Below are 18,310 nucleotides of genomic sequence, written 5' to 3'. Positions count from 1 at the left end.
CGCGCCTTATTGACAGTGCCGCGACACGGGTCAACAGTCGCGCGCCCATATTAACATTAGGGACCAGGAGGATGCGCCATGGATGATGACGACCTTCCCCGTCGCCGCGACGATGTTCTGACGGCGCTGATCAAGCAGCCGCTCGACCCTCTCTCGGTCGACGAACTGGGCGAACGCATCGAAATTCTCGAAGCCGAGATCGCGCGCGTTAAGGCGCACCGCAGCGCCGCGACCAGCCAGAAGGCGGCGGCCGAAGCCTTGTTCCGGAAAAGTTGAGTTTAGGAAATCGCCGACGCCCCCAGGGCGCCGGCGACATCGCCCCCCTTTTCGCTCGCTAGGCGACCTCGGCGTAGCGGAGCAGGTCAATCATCCGGAAATCGTCGCCCTTCTTCGACGCGTCGACCGTCGGCAGGAAGGGTTGCCATTCGGGATCCTGCGACAGATACGAGCCTTTGTCGCCCTGCAGCAGCCCAAGGAACACTTCGGTGACGATCCGCGCGCCGACCGGCCCCAGCCGCTCGCCATTCTGCGTTACCTGCGCCTCGCGCAGGATGTAGAACCAGAGCGGCGTCCGGTCGTCAAAGCCGTGCGGCTTGAGGTCGGCGAGATCGCCCTTCGACAATTCGGGCAGCTTCATCGCGCGCGCCACCCGCTGCCCCGACGGCAGCGAGAAGGTCAGGTGGCGGAGCAGATTGCGCTGCGCGAGCGAGGCCGGGTTCGTCTTTGGATCGGGGTTCGACACAACCGAACCCGGCAGGCGGAACAGCGACGTCGACAGGGTGGAATCGATCTTCTTGTTCGGCTTCACATTGCCGTCGCTGAAATCGAAGAAGGTCGGCCAGTCGATGAAACGCCGCGGCGCGCGGCAGCCGCCCGACAGATCGTCGGGATCGTTCGGGTCCGACGGCGTCGGGGTAAAGATCATCGCGAAAAAGGGATTGCCGCCATTGCCGGTAAAGTTGGCGCGATACGACGGCCGCACCTGGCTGTGCCCGAACCGGTAGGCCGCGACCGAAAATTCGACCGGGATATAGGGCTCGTTGTGCCAGTTGTAATATTTGCGACCGTTCGTCAGCACATCGTCGACCACCGCATCGCCGCACGTCTTGCGCAGGAATTCGTGGACGATGATCCACTGATAATGCCAGCGCACGATCCGCTGCGCCTCGGCGAAAATCTCGTCCGATCCGGTCAGCTTGATCTTGGTCTTCACATATTCGACGACTTCATTGTGAAACTTCAGGAAAGCGACCTGAAGCTGGCTGATGATCAGATTTTCGTCGTCGCGCGGGTCGCCGATCAGCGCGACCTTCTGGCTGTTTCGCGGCACGTCGAACTTGTTCGCGGTGCCCGTCGGCTCGAGCAGGAACTTGCCGCCCTTGCCGCCCTGCGTGTCATAGAGGTGCGGACTGCCGCCCGGCCCCGCGCCATAGACATTGTCGAGGCCGAGGCTCGGGGTGCGGAAATTCGCGATCTGTTCGGGATCGACCTGCCGCTCGAGGCTGGAGGTCGGGTCGAAGGTCATGTCGTGATCGAGGAACTGGCCGAGGAAGGTAAAGCCCGCGGTCAGCGTCGGATTGTCGCTGTTCTTTGCCGACAGCGCCGGATTGGTGATCAGCTCGGCGGGGGTCTTGGCCAGATTGTCCTTGGCATCCATGATGCCCCCGACCTTGCCGATCTCGATCAGCGCGGCGCGCACATCGGGGGTGTCGGCGGCAAAGGGCGGCAATTCGCCGAACATGCGGCCAAAGCGGCCAGAGTCGGAATATTTGGAGCGCGGCGGAACGATGTCGCGCGGATATACGCCGTGACGAGGCATGGCAGTCTCTCCTGTTGGTCTGACTATGTTTTGGGTTTTTCGGGACGATCCACCCACCAAGAGAGCTGGCATCCGCTTTTATAGGCGCGAACCTGCGGCAAGGATTGCCGCGATCCGCCCATCGCCCCAAGATTTTAGGTGGCTAATTCGTGATTAACATGCCGGGTCGCGGCGAAATCGCGACGGAGTGAGGCGCAATCGCCCTATTCGGCCTCGGTGCTGAGCCCGAGTTCGGGGATACCGATCGAGCGGCGACCGCCAAAGTCGGCGCGCACGACGATAACGCCCTGCTTTTCCATATATTCGACGAGCCGGCGGATGCGCCCCGGCGAGCGGCTGCCATAGGCGCGGCCGAGGATGTCGTCGTCGGGGCACGGCTCGCCGTCCATCGCGGCGCGCGCGATCTGCAGGAACGGGGCGAACATGTCGTGCGGCAGCCGGTCGGCGACCGACAGCGCCTCGCGCCAGCGCGGCTCGGACGGATCGAACACCCCGCCCTTGGCGAGCGCGAAGCGGCGGCGGAAGGCGGCGAGGTCGAGCGGCACCTTCTTCAATTTCTGCATCCGGCAGCGCACCGAAAAATCCTGATAGAGATAGGCTTCGGGCTGGAAGGCGCTGTCGGGGTCGGACAGCATCTCTTCGAGCATCGCGATCACCACCGCATCGCTGTGCCCCGCTTCCTCGGCCGCCTCGACGATGTCGAACACCGGCGGGGCGTCATGATCTTCGTGGAGCCCCTCGCTCGACGCGATGCGCTCCAGAAGCTCGCTCGCGGCGACGGGTTCGGGTTCGGGCGCAAAGACGCGCGGCGCTACCGGCGCCTCCATCTCGGTGAAGAGCATCGAGCGCATATCCTCTCCGCCCGCCGACGGGAGCGGCATCAGGCTGTGCGTCCCCATCCGCGTCGCGGTCTGCGTCGACCCGATCCGCACCGACAGCGGCCGCCGCGAAATCGCCGGACCGAGCCCGAGGAAATGTCCGCGCTCGAGGTCGCGGATCGCCTCGGCCTGCCGCCGCTCCATGCCGAGCAGGTCGGCGGCGCGTGCCATGTCGATGTCGAGGAAGGTGCGCCCCATCAGGAAATTGCTCGCCTCGGCGGCGACATTCTTCGCGAGCTTCGCGAGCCGCTGCGTCGCGATCGCCCCCGCAAGCCCGCGCTTGCGCCCGCGGCACATCAAGTTGGTCATCGCACCCAGGCTCGCGCGGCGGACATTGTCGGCGACATCGCCCGCGACGCTCGGCGCGAACATCTGCGCCTCGTCGACCACCACCAGCGCGGGAAACCAATGCTCGCGCGGCGCATCGAACAGCGCGTTCAGGAACGCCGCGGCGCACGTCATCTGCGCCTCGATATCGAGCGATTCCAGACTGAGGACGATCGACGCACGATGCTCGCGGATGCGTGCGCCCATCGCCGCGATCTCGCGCTCGTTATAATCGCCGCCGTTGATCACGACATGGCTGTACGCATCGGCGAGCGTCACGAAATCGCCCTCTGGATCGATCACGATCTGCTGTACCAGCTCGGCGCTTTCCTCGAGGATACGGCGCAAAAGGTGCGACTTGCCCGACCCCGAATTGCCCTGGACGAGCAGCCGCGTCGCCAGCAGTTCCTGGACGTTGATGTGCACGCCCTGCCCGGTGCTGTCGGTTCCGATCTCGATGCTCGTCTTCACGGACGCCGCCCTATCGGGGCGCATGGGCAAAGACAACCGGGCCAGCCCTCGGATCGCCGGATTTTGCCGCGCGACCTTGCCAAGCGACGCGAACGGGCCAAAAGGGCGGCATGGATTTCGACGACCAACTCCGCCGCTATTTCGGCACCGCCGACCTCGCGGCGATCCACCCCGAGGCGCACGCCGCGGGCACCGAACGCATGCGCGTCGACTTCGGCCTCGAAACCAACCCCGGCCGCCGCTTCGCGCTGTGGGCGCTGATGTACATGCTCGGCGTCGCGCCCGACCTCGATGTCGCGTTCAAGGACGAGGGTGAGCGCAACACGGCGCGCGATTTCATGGATATGGTGGATAGGGCGGGCGAGAGTTGATCTGGAGTGTCAGGAAACGACCGGTGGCGGACAAAGCCGATCTTGGTAAAAGGCCGCATGATCGACAAACCTGTCAGGACTGACTGCGCCTTTCTTGTGGACGTGCTCGACAGCATATCCCGCCGACGCAAGGCGCTAAAAAACCAGAACGCTGCGCCAACAATTGAGCGTTTTGTCGATATTCGTGGCCACACCGCCGAAGAGCGCATCGAAATCACGATCCGCCAACGCAACCGACAGACGTTGGCGCTAACGCTGTGGAGCGACAGGTGGGTATCCGTTCGCGCATCGGAGGCAATTGCAAAAGATGGCTGGAAGTATCGATATGAGCGCTCAGGACGGTTCGTCGGGACAAGCGGCGGCCGTGATTTGGTTCAGGCTGTGGAAGCATCAATATCGGAAATGTTTGGTATGACGAAAAATGATGTAGATCGACTGGATGCTATCTGGGCTCCCAAACTAGCCGGTGGCCCTCAAGCCGTGTGACAGCTTCCCGCCCCTAAGCCGACGTCGCCTCAAATAGTCCTTTCCTACATTATTCGGCTATGCCAGCCTTCATCCTGCTCTTTCATTTGGTGAACGAAAGCGGTCGCTGTCCGGCTTGCGGGTGCGGCCACGGCGCGCGCGTCCGGCACGCCGGGAGGTCCAAGCGGGGCGCATAGGGCTGAACTTTCCTGAACTTTGGGATTGTTAGCTGTCCTTGCGTCAACCGGATACCCGATCCAACCGGGTAACGAGGTGGATTGAAGCGACTTGCGCCAAATTCCCAACGCCCCGTTAACCATACTACAACCCCCGTCATCGTAATTTCACAAAGCCATCCGCTTTTCCCTTGCGGTGGGGCGGCGGCATCGCCACGTTGCCTTTCTAAGGGGGCCGCTCTCCCCGGCCTGGTCCCCGCAAGGAGATGAAGACCATGCCGTCCTTTTCGGAAAGCCTCGAAAAGACTCTACACAATGCGCTGAAGGCCGCTTCCGAGCGCCATCACGAATATGCGACGCTCGAGCATCTACTTTACGCGCTGATCGACGACGATCATGCCGCCGAAGTGATGCGCGCCTGCGGCGTCGCACTCGACGACCTGCAATCGGCGGTCGTCCATTATCTCGATACCGAACTCGACAGCCTGAAGGTCGAGGGGCACAGCGACCCGTCGCCGACGAGCGGATTCCAGCGCGTCGTCCAGCGCGCGATCCTGCACGTCCAGTCGTCGGGCAAGGATGAAGTGACGGGCGCCAACGTCCTCGTCGCCTTGTTCTCGGAACGCGAGAGCTACGCGGTCTATTTCCTCCAGCAGCAGGACCTGACGCGCCTCGACGCGGTCTCCTACCTCAGCCACGGCGTCGGCAAGGGCGGCAAGCCCTCGCCGCAGGCCGAGCCCGAGGAAAAGGAAGAGGCGAAGGAAAAGGAGGGCGGCAAGTCCAAGAAGGAAACCGCGCTCGATCAGTTCACCGTCAACCTCAACGAAAAGGCGAAGATCGGCAAGGTCGACCCGCTGATCGGCCGCAATGCCGAGGTCGACCGCACGATCCAGATCCTCTGCCGCCGGTCGAAGAACAACCCGCTCTATGTCGGCGATCCCGGCGTCGGCAAGACCGCGATCGCCGAGGGTCTCGCGCGCAAGATCATCGAGGGCGACGTGCCCGAGGTGCTACTGCCCGCGGTCATCTATTCGCTCGACATGGGCGCGCTGCTCGCGGGCACGCGCTATCGCGGCGACTTCGAGGAGCGGCTGAAACAGGTCGTGACCGAACTCGAAGGCCTGCCGCACGCGATCCTGTTCATCGACGAAATCCACACCGTGATCGGTGCGGGCGCGACTTCGGGTGGCGCGATGGACGCGTCGAACCTCTTGAAGCCCGCCTTGTCGGGCGGCGTGATCCGCTGCATCGGCTCGACCACGTACAAGGAGTTCCGCAACCATTTCGAAAAGGACCGCGCGCTGCTCCGCCGGTTCCAGAAGATCGACGTGGTCGAACCGACGCTCGAGGACACCAAGAAGATCCTCGCGGGTCTGCGCAGCGCGTTCGAGGCGCATCATCAGGTGCGGTACACGCAGGATGCGATTAACGCCGCGGTCGACCTGTCGGCGCGCTACATCAACGACCGCAAATTGCCCGACAAGGCGATCGATGTGATCGACGAGGTCGGCGCGATGCAGATGCTCGTCGCCCCGTCGAAGCGCAAGAAGACGATCACCGCCAAGGAGATCGAGGCCGTGATCGCGACGATGGCGCGCATCCCGCCCAAATCGGTGTCGAGCGACGACAAGGCGACGCTCGCCAGCCTCGAGACCGACCTCAAGCGCGTCGTGTTCGGCCAGAACACCGCAATCGAGGTGCTGTCGTCGGCGATCAAGCTGAGCCGTGCGGGCCTGCGCGATCCCGAAAAGCCGATCGGCAACTATCTGTTCAGCGGCCCGACCGGCGTCGGCAAGACCGAGGTCGCCAAGCAGCTCGCGTCGATCATGGGCATCCCGCTCCAGCGTTTCGACATGTCCGAATATATGGAGCGGCACAGCGTGTCGCGCCTGATCGGCGCGCCTCCGGGCTATGTCGGTTACGATCAGGGCGGTCTGCTCACCGATGCGATCGACCAGAACCCGCACTGCGTGCTGCTGCTCGACGAGATCGAAAAGGCACATCCCGACCTGTTCAACATCTTGTTGCAGGTGATGGATCATGGCCGCCTGACCGACCATCACGGCAAGACGGTCGATTTCCGGAACGTCATCCTGATCATGACGACCAATGCAGGCGCGAGCGACATGGCGCGCGAGGGCATCGGCTTCGGTCAGTTCACGCGCGAGGATGTGCAGGAGGAAGCGGTGAAGAATCTCTTCACCCCCGAATTCCGCAACCGCCTCGATGCGATCGTGCCGTTCGGCTATCTGCCGCCCGAAGTGGTCGCGCGCGTCGTCGACAAGTTCATCCTCGAACTCGAGCTGCAGCTTGCCGACCGCAATGTCCACATTCAGCTCGACGATGCGGCGCGCGAATGGCTGACCGGCAAGGGCTATGACAAGCTCTATGGCGCACGCCCGATGGGCCGCCTGATCCAGGAAAAGATCAAGCAGCCGCTCGCCGAGGAACTGCTGTTCGGCAAGCTCGTCCATGGCGGCGAGGTCAAGGTGAAGATGAAGACCGGCGACGACGCCAAGGTCGGCAATCCGCTCGCCTTCGAAATCGTCTCGGCCCCGCCCAAGGCGAGCAAGGGCAAGCCGAAAGCCGACAAGGCGAAGAAGTCCGCGGAATAAAGGTGACGGGGCGGCCATTGGCCGCCCCTCGCTTTTTCGGCCCCCAGCGACTATATGGGTCCGATGTACGACTATGTCTCCGTAACCGCCGGCGATGCGGCGAGCCCCACCCCCGTGCGCGACGGCACGATCAAGCTGCATGATGAGGCAGGCTTTGCTGGCATGCGCAAAGCGGGCCGATTGTCGGCCGAAATCCTCGACGCGCTTGTTCCCTTTGTCCAGCCGGGTGTGACCACCGCGGCGATCGACGACCTTGTCCGCACGATGATGCTCGATGGCGGCGGCATCCCAGCGACATTGGGCTATCGCGGTTTCACACACAGCTGCTGCACCAGCATCAACCATGTCGTCTGCCACGGCATCCCCGACGACAAGCCGGTGCGCGAGGGCGATATCGTCAACATCGACGTCACCAGCATCGTCGACGGCTGGCACGGCGACACGAGCCGCATGTATCTGGTCGGCGACGTGCCGATCAAGGCGAAGCGCCTCGTCGAAGTCACCTATGAATGCCTGATGCTCGGCATCGAGCAGGCGAAACCCGGTAACCGCATGGGCGATGTCGCGCACGCGATCCAGACCCATGCCGAGCGCCACCGCTATTCTGTTGTGCGCGATTTCTGCGGCCACGGGCTGGGGCAGATGTTCCACGACGCTCCTGAAGTCGTCCACGCGGGCCGCCCCGGCACCGGCCCCGAACTGCGCCCCGGCATGTTCTTCACGATCGAACCGATGATCAACACCGGCAAATATGCGGTGAAGATGCTCGCCGATGGCTGGACCGCGGTGACGCGCGACCGCTCGCTCTCGGCGCAGTTCGAACACAGCATCGGGATCACCGAAACCGGCTGCGAGATTTTCACCGCGAGCCCGACAGGCCTGAACGCGCCGCCCTGGGCCTAATCGGCACCCATTTTGATTTCGTCATCCCGGACTTGATCCGGGATCCATGACTTTCAACGCATCGCTGTCCTTCGTGGACCCCGGATCAAGTCCGGGGTGACGATAGCGATGCCCCGCTCCCGCCCCCCCATTTTCCCGCTTGCACCCGTCCCCCTTCGCGCGCAGTCTTGACGTTAACGTCAACGATAGGCGTCGAACGGGAGAGCAAGGGATGGCGAAACGGGTCTTTACGGCCGCGCTGCTGGGCTGCGCGGCACTGGCATTGGCGGCATGCAATGCGTCGAAAAATGACAGTATCACGGGCGGCGGATCGCTCGACGATGCCGAAAAGGCCAGCGAGACCCTGCTCAAGACCGGCGGCAACGGCGACGATTGGGGCGGCATCGGCTATAGTTACGACGAGCAGCGCTTCAGCCCGCTCACCGACATCAACGACAAGAATGTAGGCGAGCTCGGAATCGCGTGGACCGCCGATCTCGACGATGCGCGCGGGCAGGAAGCAACGCCCGTCGTCGTCGATGGCGTGATGTATGTGACCCACGCCTGGTCGAAAGTCAGCGCATGGGACGCCGCGACGGGCAAGCCCTTGTGGAAATTTGACCCGAAGGTCCCTGGCGAGCGTGCGGTTTCCGCCTGCTGCGACGTCGTCAACCGCGGCGTCGCCGTCTGGGGCGACAAGGTCTTTGTCGGCGCACTCGACGGCCGTCTGATCGCGCTCGACAAAAAGACCGGCAAGGAGCTGTGGTCGACGCAGACCTTCGACACTTCGAAACCCTACACGATCACCGGCGCGCCGCGCGTGGTGAAGGACATGGTGCTGATCGGCAACGGCGGCGCCGAATTCGGGGTGCGCGGTTATGTCACCGCCTATGACGCCGACACCGGCAAGGAACGCTGGCGCTTCTACACCACGCCCAACCCGACCAAGGCGAAGGACGGCGCAGCCTCCGACGACATTTTCGCGAGCAAGGCGAACGCGACATGGTCCGACAAGGGCGAGTGGCAGACCTCGGGCGGCGGCGGCACCGTGTGGGACGCGATCGTCTACGACAAGGATCTCGACCAGATCTATCTCGGCGTCGGCAACGGCAATCCGTGGAACCATGGCACGCGCTCGAACGGCGAGGGCGACAACTGGTTCCTCTCGTCCGTCGTTGCTTTGGATGCGTCGACCGGCAAGTATAAATGGCACTATCAGGAGACCCCGGGCGAGACGTGGGACTATACCGCGACCCAGCCGATCATCCTCGCCGAGCAGGCGGTGAACGGTACGCCGACCAAGGTGCTGTACCATGCGCCGAAGAACGGCTTCTTCTTCACGATCGACCGCGCGAACGGCAAGCTGATCGACGCCAAGCCCTTTGTCGATGGCATCAACTGGGCGACGGGTTACGACATGGCCACCGGCCGCCCGATCGAAAATCCCGAGGCGCGCTTCTACAAGACCGGCAAACCGTTCATCGCAATCCCCGGCGCATTGGGCGCGCACAACTGGCACCCGATGAGCTACAATCCAGCGACCGGCCTCGTCTATATTCCCGCGCAGCAGATCCCGCAGGGCTATCTCGCCGACATGACCGAGCTCGACAAACGCAAGGTCGTCGGCTTCAACATCGGCTCGTCGCTGACCGCGACGATGATGCCCGATGACAAGGCGGCGTATCGCGCCGCGGTCGCCGCGACGACCGGCCGCCTCGTCGCCTTCGATCCGCGCGCCGGCAAGGTCGCATGGGCGGTTGATCATCCCGCGGCGTGGAACGGCGGCACGATGACGACCGCGGGCAACCTCGTCTTCCAGGGCACGAGCACGGGCCGCTTCCGCGCCTATGCCGCCGACACCGGCAGGCAATTGCTCGATCTCGACATGCAGTCAGGGATCGTCAGCGCGCCGTCGACCTTCCGCGCCGGCGGCGTCCAATATGTCGCCTTCCAGACGAGCAAGGGCGGCGCCTTCCCGCTCGTCGCCGGGGTTGCGGGCGGCGTGACGCGCAAGGTCCCCAATATCCCGCGTCTCGTCGTGATGAAGATCGGCGGCACGGTGAAGCTGCCCGCGCCGCCCGCCGCGGCAGCGCTCGCGTGGAGCCCGCCGCCGCAGTTCGGCACGCCCGCGCAGGTCGCGGCGGGCAAGGCGCATTTCGGCCGCTATTGCATCGTGTGTCACGGCGACAGTGCGATCGGCAACGGCTTCACCCCCGACCTGCGCGTCTCGGCCACGCTCGCCAACCCCGACGCGTGGAAGTCGGTGATCATCGACGGCGCGCTCAAGGACCGCGGCATGGTGAGTTTCGCAAGGGTACTCACCCCCCCCGATGCCGAAGCGCTACGCGCCTATGTCATCGACCGGTCGAACTGGACCAAGGCCAATCTCGCGGACTCCTCGGCGCCGATGGGGCGCTGAATGCCCAAAATTTAGGCACTCGAATGAAGCTGTTGCTCACCACTTGGGCAGCCGCTTCATTTCGTTTCAAATTTCTTACCAAATCCCCGCGATTCGCCAATTGGCACGGCTTTTGATTGGTGCAAGATGGCGGGACATCGCACCGACTCGACGGCAGACCGGACCAGGCACGCCTGATCCGGCTTGACGCGCAAGGAGCGGCGGCCAGCCCAAAGGGGGACGAAAAGCGTGAAGAAGATTGAGGCGATCATCAAGCCGTTCAAGCTCGACGAAGTGAAGGAAGCGCTGCACGAAGTCGGTGTCAGCGGCATCACCGTCACCGAGGCCAAGGGTTTCGGACGGCAGAAGGGTCACACCGAACTGTATCGCGGCGCCGAATATGTCGTCGACTTTCTGCCCAAGGTGAAGCTGGAGGTCATCGTCGAAGACACGATGGCCGAACGCGTCGTAGAGGCGATCGCTGCCGCTGCGCAGACCGGCCGCATCGGCGACGGCAAGATCTTCGTCATTCCGGTCGAGACCGCGCTCCGCATCCGCACCGGCGAACGCAACGAGGACGCGCTTTAACCTTTCGCACTTTTCGAAAACCCGACAATCCCCGGCACGCCGGATCATTTCGCAAGAAGGAAGCATAGACGATGGCTACGAAGCCCAAGGATATCATCGCGCGGATCAAGGAAAACGACATCGAGTGGGTCGACCTGCGCTTCACCGACCCCAAGGGCAAGTGGCAGCACCTGACCATGGTCGCCTCCGTCCTCGGCGAGGACGAGCTCGAAGACGGCCTGATGTTCGACGGTTCGTCGATCGAAGGCTGGAAGGCGATCAACGAGTCGGACATGATCCTGAAGCCCGACCTCGACGCTGTCTATGACGATCCCTTCTCGGCGACCCCGATGCTCGTAATCTTCTGCGACATCGTCGAGCCGTCGACCGGCGAAGGCTATGCGCGCGATCCGCGCACGACCGCGAAACGCGCCGAGGCCTATGTCGCCTCGACCGGCATCGGCGACACCGTCTATGTCGGCCCCGAAGCCGAATTCTTCATGTTCGACGACGTCCGTTTCGAAACCGGCTACAACAAGTCGGGCTTCGAGATCGACGATATCGAACTCCCGACCAACACCGGTCGCAGCTATGAAGGCGGCAACCTCGCCCACCGTCCGCGCGCCAAGGGCGGCTATTTTCCCGTCGCGCCGGTCGACAGCGCCGTCGACATCCGCGCCGAAATGGTCTCGACGATGCTCGAACTCGGCCTGCCGTGTGACAAGCATCACCATGAAGTCGCCGCGGCACAGCACGAGCTCGGCCTGACCTTCGGCACGCTCACCGAAACCGCCGACCGCATGCAGATCTACAAGTACGTCGTGCACCAGGTCGCGCATGCCTATGGCAAGACCGCGACCTTCATGCCGAAGCCGATCAAGGACGATAACGGCAGCGGCATGCACACCCACATCTCGATCTGGGAAAAGGGCAAGCCGCTCTTCGCCGGCAACGGCTATGCGGGCCTCAGCGACATGTGCCTTTATTTCATCGGCGGCGTCGTCAAGCATGCCAAGGCATTGAACGCCTTCACCAACCCGACGACGAACAGCTACAAGCGCCTCGTCCCCGGCTTCGAAGCCCCGGTGCTGCTCGCTTATTCGAGCCGCAACCGTTCGGCCTCGTGCCGCATTCCTTACGGTGCGGGCGCCAAGTCGAAGCGCGTCGAGTTCCGCTTCCCCGACGCGATGGCGAACCCCTATCTCTGCTATTCGGCGCTGCTGATGGCGGGCCTCGACGGCATCCAGAACAAGATCCACCCGGGCGACCCGATGGACAAGAATCTGTACGACCTGCCGCCCGAGGAACTGAGCGAAGTCCCGACCGTTTGCGCCAGCTTGCGCGAAGCGCTCGACAGCCTGCTCGCGGACCACGACTTCCTGCTCAAGGGTGACGTGTTCTCGAAAGACCAGATCGAAGCCTATGTCGAACTGAAGTGGGACGAGGTCTATCGTTTCGAACAGACACCCAGCCCGGTCGAATTCGACATGTACTACAGCGCCTGATCGCAGCGATCAGCACGCCAAGGGAGGGCGTCCGGTTCGGGGGAACCGGACGCCCTTTCCTTTTGGCCGTCTGCCGCCCATTACGCTTTGGTAAGCCCTTCGCGTTAAGAGAAGGCCGGTCTTTCCGGGGAGGGAATGCTCGATGTTGCGCATGATGGTTCCGATTGCGGCGATGCTGCTGGCGACCGGCTGCGGCAAAATGGCCGAACTGGCGAACCAGACGCGGACCGTCGCGGCGCCGCGCGAACAGGTGTTTGCCAAGATGTTCGGCAACGACAGTGCCTTCACCGGCCTGCCGCTCGTCACCAACGGCGGGTCGACGCGCCTCTACGAACTTGTCGTGCAAAAGGGCGAACCCGGGTTCGATACGATGATCCCAGACGAGCGGCCCGAGGCACAAAAGGTCAAGATCGCCGTCGCGATGGAAATCCCCCGCGAAGCGCATCTGATCTACAGCGTCGACGACGGCGCGCTGACCACCGGGCTCAAATTCACTTTCGAGGAGCTGGCGCCCGCGCGCACGCGCGTCGCCTTCACCGTCGACGAGCTGAAAGGCCATGACGCCAAGGGCCTGATGGTGAACCGCATTGTCCTGGAAAAGATCGCCCGCGACGCACTCGACAGGCTCGACGATTTCGAGGAGGCGAAAGAGCCGGCCTGACGGGATCAGCCTTTCGCCCTTGTTGTGCGAGCGGGGCGATGGCAAGGTCCGCGCGAGGAGCGGGTCAGGAAAGATTATTTTCATGCGGTTACGTCTTGCCATGATGCTGGCTCCGCTGTTGCTGGCTTCCTGTGGAGGCAACGGAAGCGGGAACGGCAATCCGCCCCCGACCAATGCACCGCCCAGCTTCACCTCGCTCCAGACCGCCAGCGTCGCCGAAAATACGGCGGCGGCCTATCAGGCGACCGCGAGCGATCCGGACGGCAATGCGCTGACCTTCACCATCGACGGCGGCGCCGATGCCGCGCTCTTCTCGATCACCGCCGCCGGCGCACTGCGCTTCAACGCCGCGCCCGATTACGACCTGCCCGGCGATGCTAACGGCGACAATATCTACGCGGTCCAGCTCCGCGTCGGCGACGCCAGCGCCAGCGCGACGCAAACGGTCAACATCACCGTCACCAACAGCCGCGAGGGCATCGCCGTCGCGCGCGTCGGCACCGGTTTCACCCAGCCAACCTATGTTCTCGGCATTCCGGGCAGCAGCGACGTCTATGTGCTGGAAAAGGCGGGACGGGTCTATCGCCTGAATCCCTCGACGGGCGTTAAGACGCTGCGCTTCACGGTCGGCGATCTGTCAGTCGACGGCGAGCGCGGATTACTCGGCATGGCGCTGCTGCCGAATCCGGCGAATTCCGATCGCTTCATGATCTATTGCACCAATGCCGCGGGCGATATCGAGATTCGTGAATATGGAACCCTCTCCGGAACGCCGCAAATATTGGCGAGGCTCACGATACCGCATCCCGGCGCGAACAATCATAACGGAGGCTCGATGGTCTTCGGTCCCGACGGCTTTCTTTATGTCGGCGTCGGCGACGGCGGCGGCTCGGGCGATCCCGGCAACAATGCCCAGAACCCCAATTCGCGGCTCGGCAAGATCTTGCGGATCAGGGTGGTCGAAGATCCCTATGCAGGTGCGTCGCCGACCTTCTTCACTCCGGCGCCCGGCAACCCCTATCTCGGCGGGGGTGGTGATCCATATGTCTACGCACTGGGCCTCCGCAACCCGTTCCGTACCTCCTTCTCGGGATCGACGCTGATCATTGGCGACGTCGGGCAAGGCGCGGTCGAAGAAATCGACCTGGTGACGACCACCGGGCCGGGGCTGAACTTCGGCTGGCGCTTCAAGGAAGGCACCCAGCCTTTCACCGGCACGGCGCCCGGCGGGCTCACCGACCCGGTCGCCGAATATGGCCATGGCAGCGGTCCGCGGCAGGGCAATTCGATCACCGGCGGCTATGTCTACCGCGGCCCGGTGGCGTCCTTGCAAGGTCAATATGTCTTTGCCGATTTCGTCTCGGGCAATATCTGGTCGGTGTCTTTCGCCAGCCTCGTCCCCGGCCAGACGCTCGCCTCCGCGCGCTTCGCGCGGCGGAACGAGGATTTCGCACCCGACGCCGGGACGCTGAATTCGATCGCCTCGTTCGGCGAGGACAGCGCGGGCAATTTGTTCCTGATCAACATCGGCGGCGGCGACATCTTCATGGTGCGTCAGGGAACCTGAGCCGGACCGACGCGCTTTCCTTTGCGGGGGCGGCAACCCGCAAAGGAAATGGCATGCCCGCTCCCCTGACCGCCGCCGCCATCAACTGCTCGCTCTCGGCGAAGGGGCGCGCGAGCTCGACCGACGCGATGATCGCCGTGCTCGCCGAACATTTCGCGGCTCTGGGCGTGACGGTCGGCAACCCGATCCGGATCGCCGCGCATAATGTCAAATGGGGCGTGACCTCAAACCAGGGATCGGACGATGACTGGCCTAAAATTCGCGAACAGATCCTCGCCGCCGATATCTTGATCTTCGGCACCCCGATCTGGATGGGACAGGCGTCGAGCGTTGCAAAGCTCGTGATGGAGCGCATGGACGCGTTTCTGAGCGAGACCAACGATGCGGGCCGGATGCCGAGCTATTCGAAGGTCGCGGTCGCCGCGATCGTCGGCAATGAGGATGGCGCCCACAATGTCTCGGCGCAAATCTTCCAGGCGCTGAACGATGTTGGCTGGACGATCCCCGCGGTCGCCGCCTGCTATTGGGTCGGCGAGGCGATGGGGTCAAGCGACTTCAAGGACCTCGAACATCGCCCGCGCAAGGTCACCGAAACCGCGAAAATGGTCGCCGCCAACGCAGCGCACCTCGCGCGGCTGCTCAAACAGGCACCGTACCCCGGCTGAGCGCTTGCCGAGGCGTCGCCGAGGCGGCACAAGAGGCTGTCCAGAGGAGCCTCCCCATGAAATCACTGCCTTTTGCCGCTCTCGTCGCCCTTGGGCTTGCACTCGCGCCCGTCGCACAGGCGAAGCTGTCGAAAGCCGAAAGCGCGATGGCAAAGACGGTCGCGGCCGAACAGGACCGCAACCTCGCGCTGCTCGAAAAGCTCGTCAATCAGAACAGCGGCTCGCTCAATCTCGAAGGCGTCGAAAAGGTCGGAGCGATGATGCGCGCCGAACTCGAACCCTTGGGTTTCAAGGTCGAATGGAAGCCGATGCGCGACACCGGCCGCGCCGGCCATTTGATCGCGACCCATAGCGGCAAACCCGATGCCAAGCGCCTGCTGCTGATCGCCCATCTCGATACGGTGTTCGAGCCCGACTCGCCTTTCCAGAAATTCACCCGCAAGGGCGATATGGGCGAAGGCCCCGGCGCGGGTGACGACAAGGGCGGCATGGTCGTAATCGTCGCGGCGCTCCGCGCGATGCAGGCGGCGGGGACGCTAAAGGACGCCAATATCGAAATCCACATGACCGGCGACGAGGAGGATTCGGGCACGCCGATCGAGAAAGCCCGCGCCGACCTGATCGCGGCGGGCAAACGCAGCGACGTCGCGCTCGATTTCGAGGGGCTCGTCCGCGATGGTGGCGCCGATATGGGATCGGTCGCACGGCGTTCGTCGGATAGCTGGACCGTCACCGCGACGGGCAAGAGCGCGCACAGCTCGGGCATCTTCAGCGCCGCGGCGGGCGACGGCGCGATCTACGAGCTGACGCGCATCATCCAGCGCTTTCGTACCGAGCTTCCCGAACCGAACCTGACCTTCAACGTCGGGCTGATCGCCGGCGGGCAGCAGGCCGAGCTCGACGCGGGCGGCATCCGTGCGACGGTGACCGGCAAGACCAACATCATCGCGCCGATCGCGGTCGCGCGCGGCGACCTCCGCGCGCTGTCACCCGAACAGATCGCGCGGGTAAAAGCGAAGATGGCGGCGATCGTCGCCGAGCATGCCGCCGGCACCGACGCAAAGATCGCCTTCGACCCCGGCGGCTATCCCTCGATGGCGCCGACCGACGGCAACCGCGCCTTGCTTGCGAAACTCAACGGCGTGAACCGCGACCTCGGGCTGGCCGAGATGGCGCCGCTCGACCCGCTGAAGCGCGGCGCGGGCGACATCAGCTTCGTCGCCGCCGATGTCGACGGGCTCGCGGGACTCGGGCCGTACAGCACCGGCGACCATGCGCCGGGCGAAGCGGTCGATATCCCCAGCATCGCGCGGCAGGCGACGCGCGCTGCCATCCTGATGTCACGTCTTTCTGCTGAAAAACGCTGACCTGCCGCAATTGGCAGTTGGCCTTCGCTTGATTCATCCGCCACAGTGATTAGGTAGCAATCCGAGACGGATTCACCGCCGATGGGAGACAGGACATGAGCACCGAAACGCACCTCAAGCAGAATTACATCGGCGGCCAATGGGTCGACAGCAAGGGCGGCAAGCCGCACGACGTGATCAACCCGGCGACCGAAGAGGCGGCCTCGACGATCGTCCTCGGCACCGCCGCCGACGTCGACGATGCCGTCGCTGCGGCGCGCGAAGCGCTCAAGAGCTGGTCGCAGACGACGCGTGAGGAACGGCTCGACCTGCTGAACCGCATCGTCGAGGAATATAAGAAGCGCGCACCCGACCTTGCCAAGTCAATGGCGAGTGAAATGGGCGCTCCCGTCAGCTTCGCGGGCACCGCGCAGGTCGGCGCGGGCATCGGCGGCTTCCTCGGCACCATCGCGGCGTTGAAAGACTTCAGCTTCACCGAAAAATATGCCGCAGGCGTCATCGCTTACGAACCGATCGGCGTCGTCGGCATGATCACGCCGTGGAACTGGCCGCTCAACCAGATCGCGCTAAAGGTCGCCCCGGCGCTCGCCGCCGGCAATACGATGGTGCTGAAGCCCTCCGAAGAATGCCCGGGCAACGCGACGATCTTCGCCGAAATCCTGGATGCGGCGGGCGTGCCGCCGGGCGTCTTCAACCTCGTCCAGGGTGACGGACCGACTGTCGGCAATGCGATTTCGGCGCACCCCGGCATCGAAATGGTGAGCTTCACCGGCTCGACCCGCGCCGGCATCCTCGTCGCCAAGGCGGCGGCCGACACGGTGAAGCGCGTCCATCAGGAACTCGGCGGCAAGTCGCCGAACATCGTCCTGCCCGACGCCGATTTCGCCGCCGTGCTGCCGCCGACGGTGCAGGGCGTGCTCGTCAACACCGGCCAGAGCTGCATCGCGCCGACGCGCATCCTCGTCCAGAAGGATCGGGAAGCCGAAGCCGCCGGCTTCATCAAGGCGATGTTCGACGGCACCTCGGTCGGCGATCCGCAGGCCGAGGGTGGCCACATCGGCCCCGTCGTCAACAAGGCGCAGTTCGACAAGATCCAGGGCCTCATCCAGTCGGCGATAGACGAAGGCGCGACGCTCGAGACCGGCGGCACCGGCCTGCCGAGCAACGTCAACCGCGGCTATTATATCAAGCCGACGGTCTTCTCGGGCGTCACGCGCGACATGCGCATCGCCAACGAGGAAATCTTCGGCCCCGTCGCGACGATCATGGCCTATGGCGACCTCGACGAAGCCGTCGATATCGCCAACGACACCGAATATGGTCTGTCGGCGGTCATCTCGGGCGATCCGGCCAAGGCCGCCGCCGTGGCACCGAAACTGCGCGCTGGCATGGTCGCGGTCAACGCGTGGGGCCCCGGCCCGGGCGCGGCGTTCGGCGGCTACAAGGCGTCGGGCAACGGCCGCGAAGGCGGCGTGTTCGGTCTCAAGGATTTCATGGAAGTGAAGTCGATCAGCGGCATTCCGGCGTAACCTCTCCCCTCGCGATTGCGGGAGGGGTCGGGGGTGGGCAGCGCCAT

15 protein-coding genes are annotated in these 18,310 nt (G+C 64.0%); 13 read left to right on the top strand and 2 right to left on the bottom strand.

The features are described from left to right. The first annotated feature begins 78 nt into the window (after positions 1 to 78). The gene (locus ASD73_RS21575) at positions 79 to 276 is read left to right on the top strand and encodes a DUF1192 domain-containing protein (RefSeq protein ID WP_056368149.1); all 198 of its coding nucleotides are present in this window, start codon (positions 79 to 81) and stop codon (positions 274 to 276) included. 58 nt (positions 277 to 334) lie between these two features. Here ASD73_RS21575 and ASD73_RS21570 read toward each other — a convergent pair whose 3' ends face one another. Both ASD73_RS21570 and ASD73_RS21565 read right to left on the bottom strand, forming a co-directional pair. Beyond that, positions 335 to 1,819: a peroxidase family protein gene (locus ASD73_RS21570; protein WP_056368147.1), complete on the bottom strand. Its 1,485-nt coding sequence runs from the start codon at positions 1,817 to 1,819 to the stop codon at positions 335 to 337. 203 nt (positions 1,820 to 2,022) lie between these two features. Further along, positions 2,023 to 3,495, bottom strand: coding sequence for an ATP-binding protein (locus ASD73_RS21565; RefSeq protein ID WP_235534636.1), 1,473 nt, complete (start codon positions 3,493 to 3,495; stop codon positions 2,023 to 2,025). Between the two features lie 110 nt (positions 3,496 to 3,605). Here ASD73_RS21565 and ASD73_RS21560 point away from each other — a divergent pair, with 110 nt between their 5' ends. From ASD73_RS21560 to ASD73_RS21510, 12 genes are all read left to right on the top strand, one after another. Continuing rightward, on the top strand, positions 3,606 to 3,866 hold the full coding sequence (locus ASD73_RS21560) for a hypothetical protein (protein WP_056368145.1): 261 nt from the start codon (positions 3,606 to 3,608) through the stop codon (positions 3,864 to 3,866). 96 nt (positions 3,867 to 3,962) lie between these two features. Continuing rightward, the gene (locus ASD73_RS22900) at positions 3,963 to 4,352 is read left to right on the top strand and encodes a hypothetical protein (protein ID WP_156407298.1); all 390 of its coding nucleotides are present in this window, start codon (positions 3,963 to 3,965) and stop codon (positions 4,350 to 4,352) included. Positions 4,353 to 4,782: 430 nt separating this feature from the next. Continuing rightward, entirely contained in the window at positions 4,783 to 7,122 is a 2,340-nt protein-coding gene (gene clpA / locus ASD73_RS21555; RefSeq protein WP_056368143.1) for an ATP-dependent Clp protease ATP-binding subunit ClpA, read from the top strand. A gap of 63 nt (positions 7,123 to 7,185) precedes the next feature. Further along, the gene (map, locus tag ASD73_RS21550; protein WP_056368142.1) at positions 7,186 to 8,025 is read left to right on the top strand and encodes a type I methionyl aminopeptidase; all 840 of its coding nucleotides are present in this window, start codon (positions 7,186 to 7,188) and stop codon (positions 8,023 to 8,025) included. A gap of 211 nt (positions 8,026 to 8,236) precedes the next feature. Then, on the top strand, positions 8,237 to 10,423 hold the full coding sequence (locus tag ASD73_RS21545) for a PQQ-dependent dehydrogenase, methanol/ethanol family (RefSeq protein WP_056368140.1): 2,187 nt from the start codon (positions 8,237 to 8,239) through the stop codon (positions 10,421 to 10,423). Positions 10,424 to 10,651: 228 nt separating this feature from the next. Then, positions 10,652 to 10,990: a P-II family nitrogen regulator gene (locus ASD73_RS21540; protein WP_056368137.1), complete on the top strand. Its 339-nt coding sequence runs from the start codon at positions 10,652 to 10,654 to the stop codon at positions 10,988 to 10,990. Between the two features lie 71 nt (positions 10,991 to 11,061). Beyond that, entirely contained in the window at positions 11,062 to 12,474 is a 1,413-nt protein-coding gene (gene glnA, locus ASD73_RS21535; RefSeq protein ID WP_056368135.1) for a type I glutamate--ammonia ligase, read from the top strand. A 142-nt stretch (positions 12,475 to 12,616) separates the two neighbouring features. Further along, on the top strand, positions 12,617 to 13,135 hold the full coding sequence (locus ASD73_RS21530) for a hypothetical protein (protein ID WP_056368133.1): 519 nt from the start codon (positions 12,617 to 12,619) through the stop codon (positions 13,133 to 13,135). An 82-nt stretch (positions 13,136 to 13,217) separates the two neighbouring features. After that, entirely contained in the window at positions 13,218 to 14,702 is a 1,485-nt protein-coding gene (locus ASD73_RS21525) for a PQQ-dependent sugar dehydrogenase (RefSeq protein ID WP_082521754.1), read from the top strand. Positions 14,703 to 14,755: 53 nt separating this feature from the next. Then, positions 14,756 to 15,367 carry a flavodoxin family protein gene (locus ASD73_RS21520; protein WP_056368130.1) on the top strand — a complete coding sequence of 204 codons (612 nt, stop codon included), beginning with the start codon at positions 14,756 to 14,758 and terminating at the stop codon, positions 15,365 to 15,367. A 56-nt stretch (positions 15,368 to 15,423) separates the two neighbouring features. Continuing rightward, entirely contained in the window at positions 15,424 to 16,734 is a 1,311-nt protein-coding gene (locus tag ASD73_RS21515) for a M20/M25/M40 family metallo-hydrolase (RefSeq protein ID WP_056368129.1), read from the top strand. Between the two features lie 95 nt (positions 16,735 to 16,829). Continuing rightward, positions 16,830 to 18,263, top strand: a complete 1,434-nt coding sequence (locus ASD73_RS21510) for an aldehyde dehydrogenase family protein (RefSeq protein WP_056368126.1) — start codon at positions 16,830 to 16,832, stop codon at positions 18,261 to 18,263. The last annotated feature ends 47 nt before the right edge of the window (positions 18,264 to 18,310 follow it).

It is taken from the genome of Sphingopyxis sp. Root154 (assembly GCF_001427105.1).
Lineage (GTDB): Bacteria > Pseudomonadota > Alphaproteobacteria > Sphingomonadales > Sphingomonadaceae > Sphingopyxis.
This window is presented reverse-complemented; position numbering and strand designations above follow the sequence as displayed.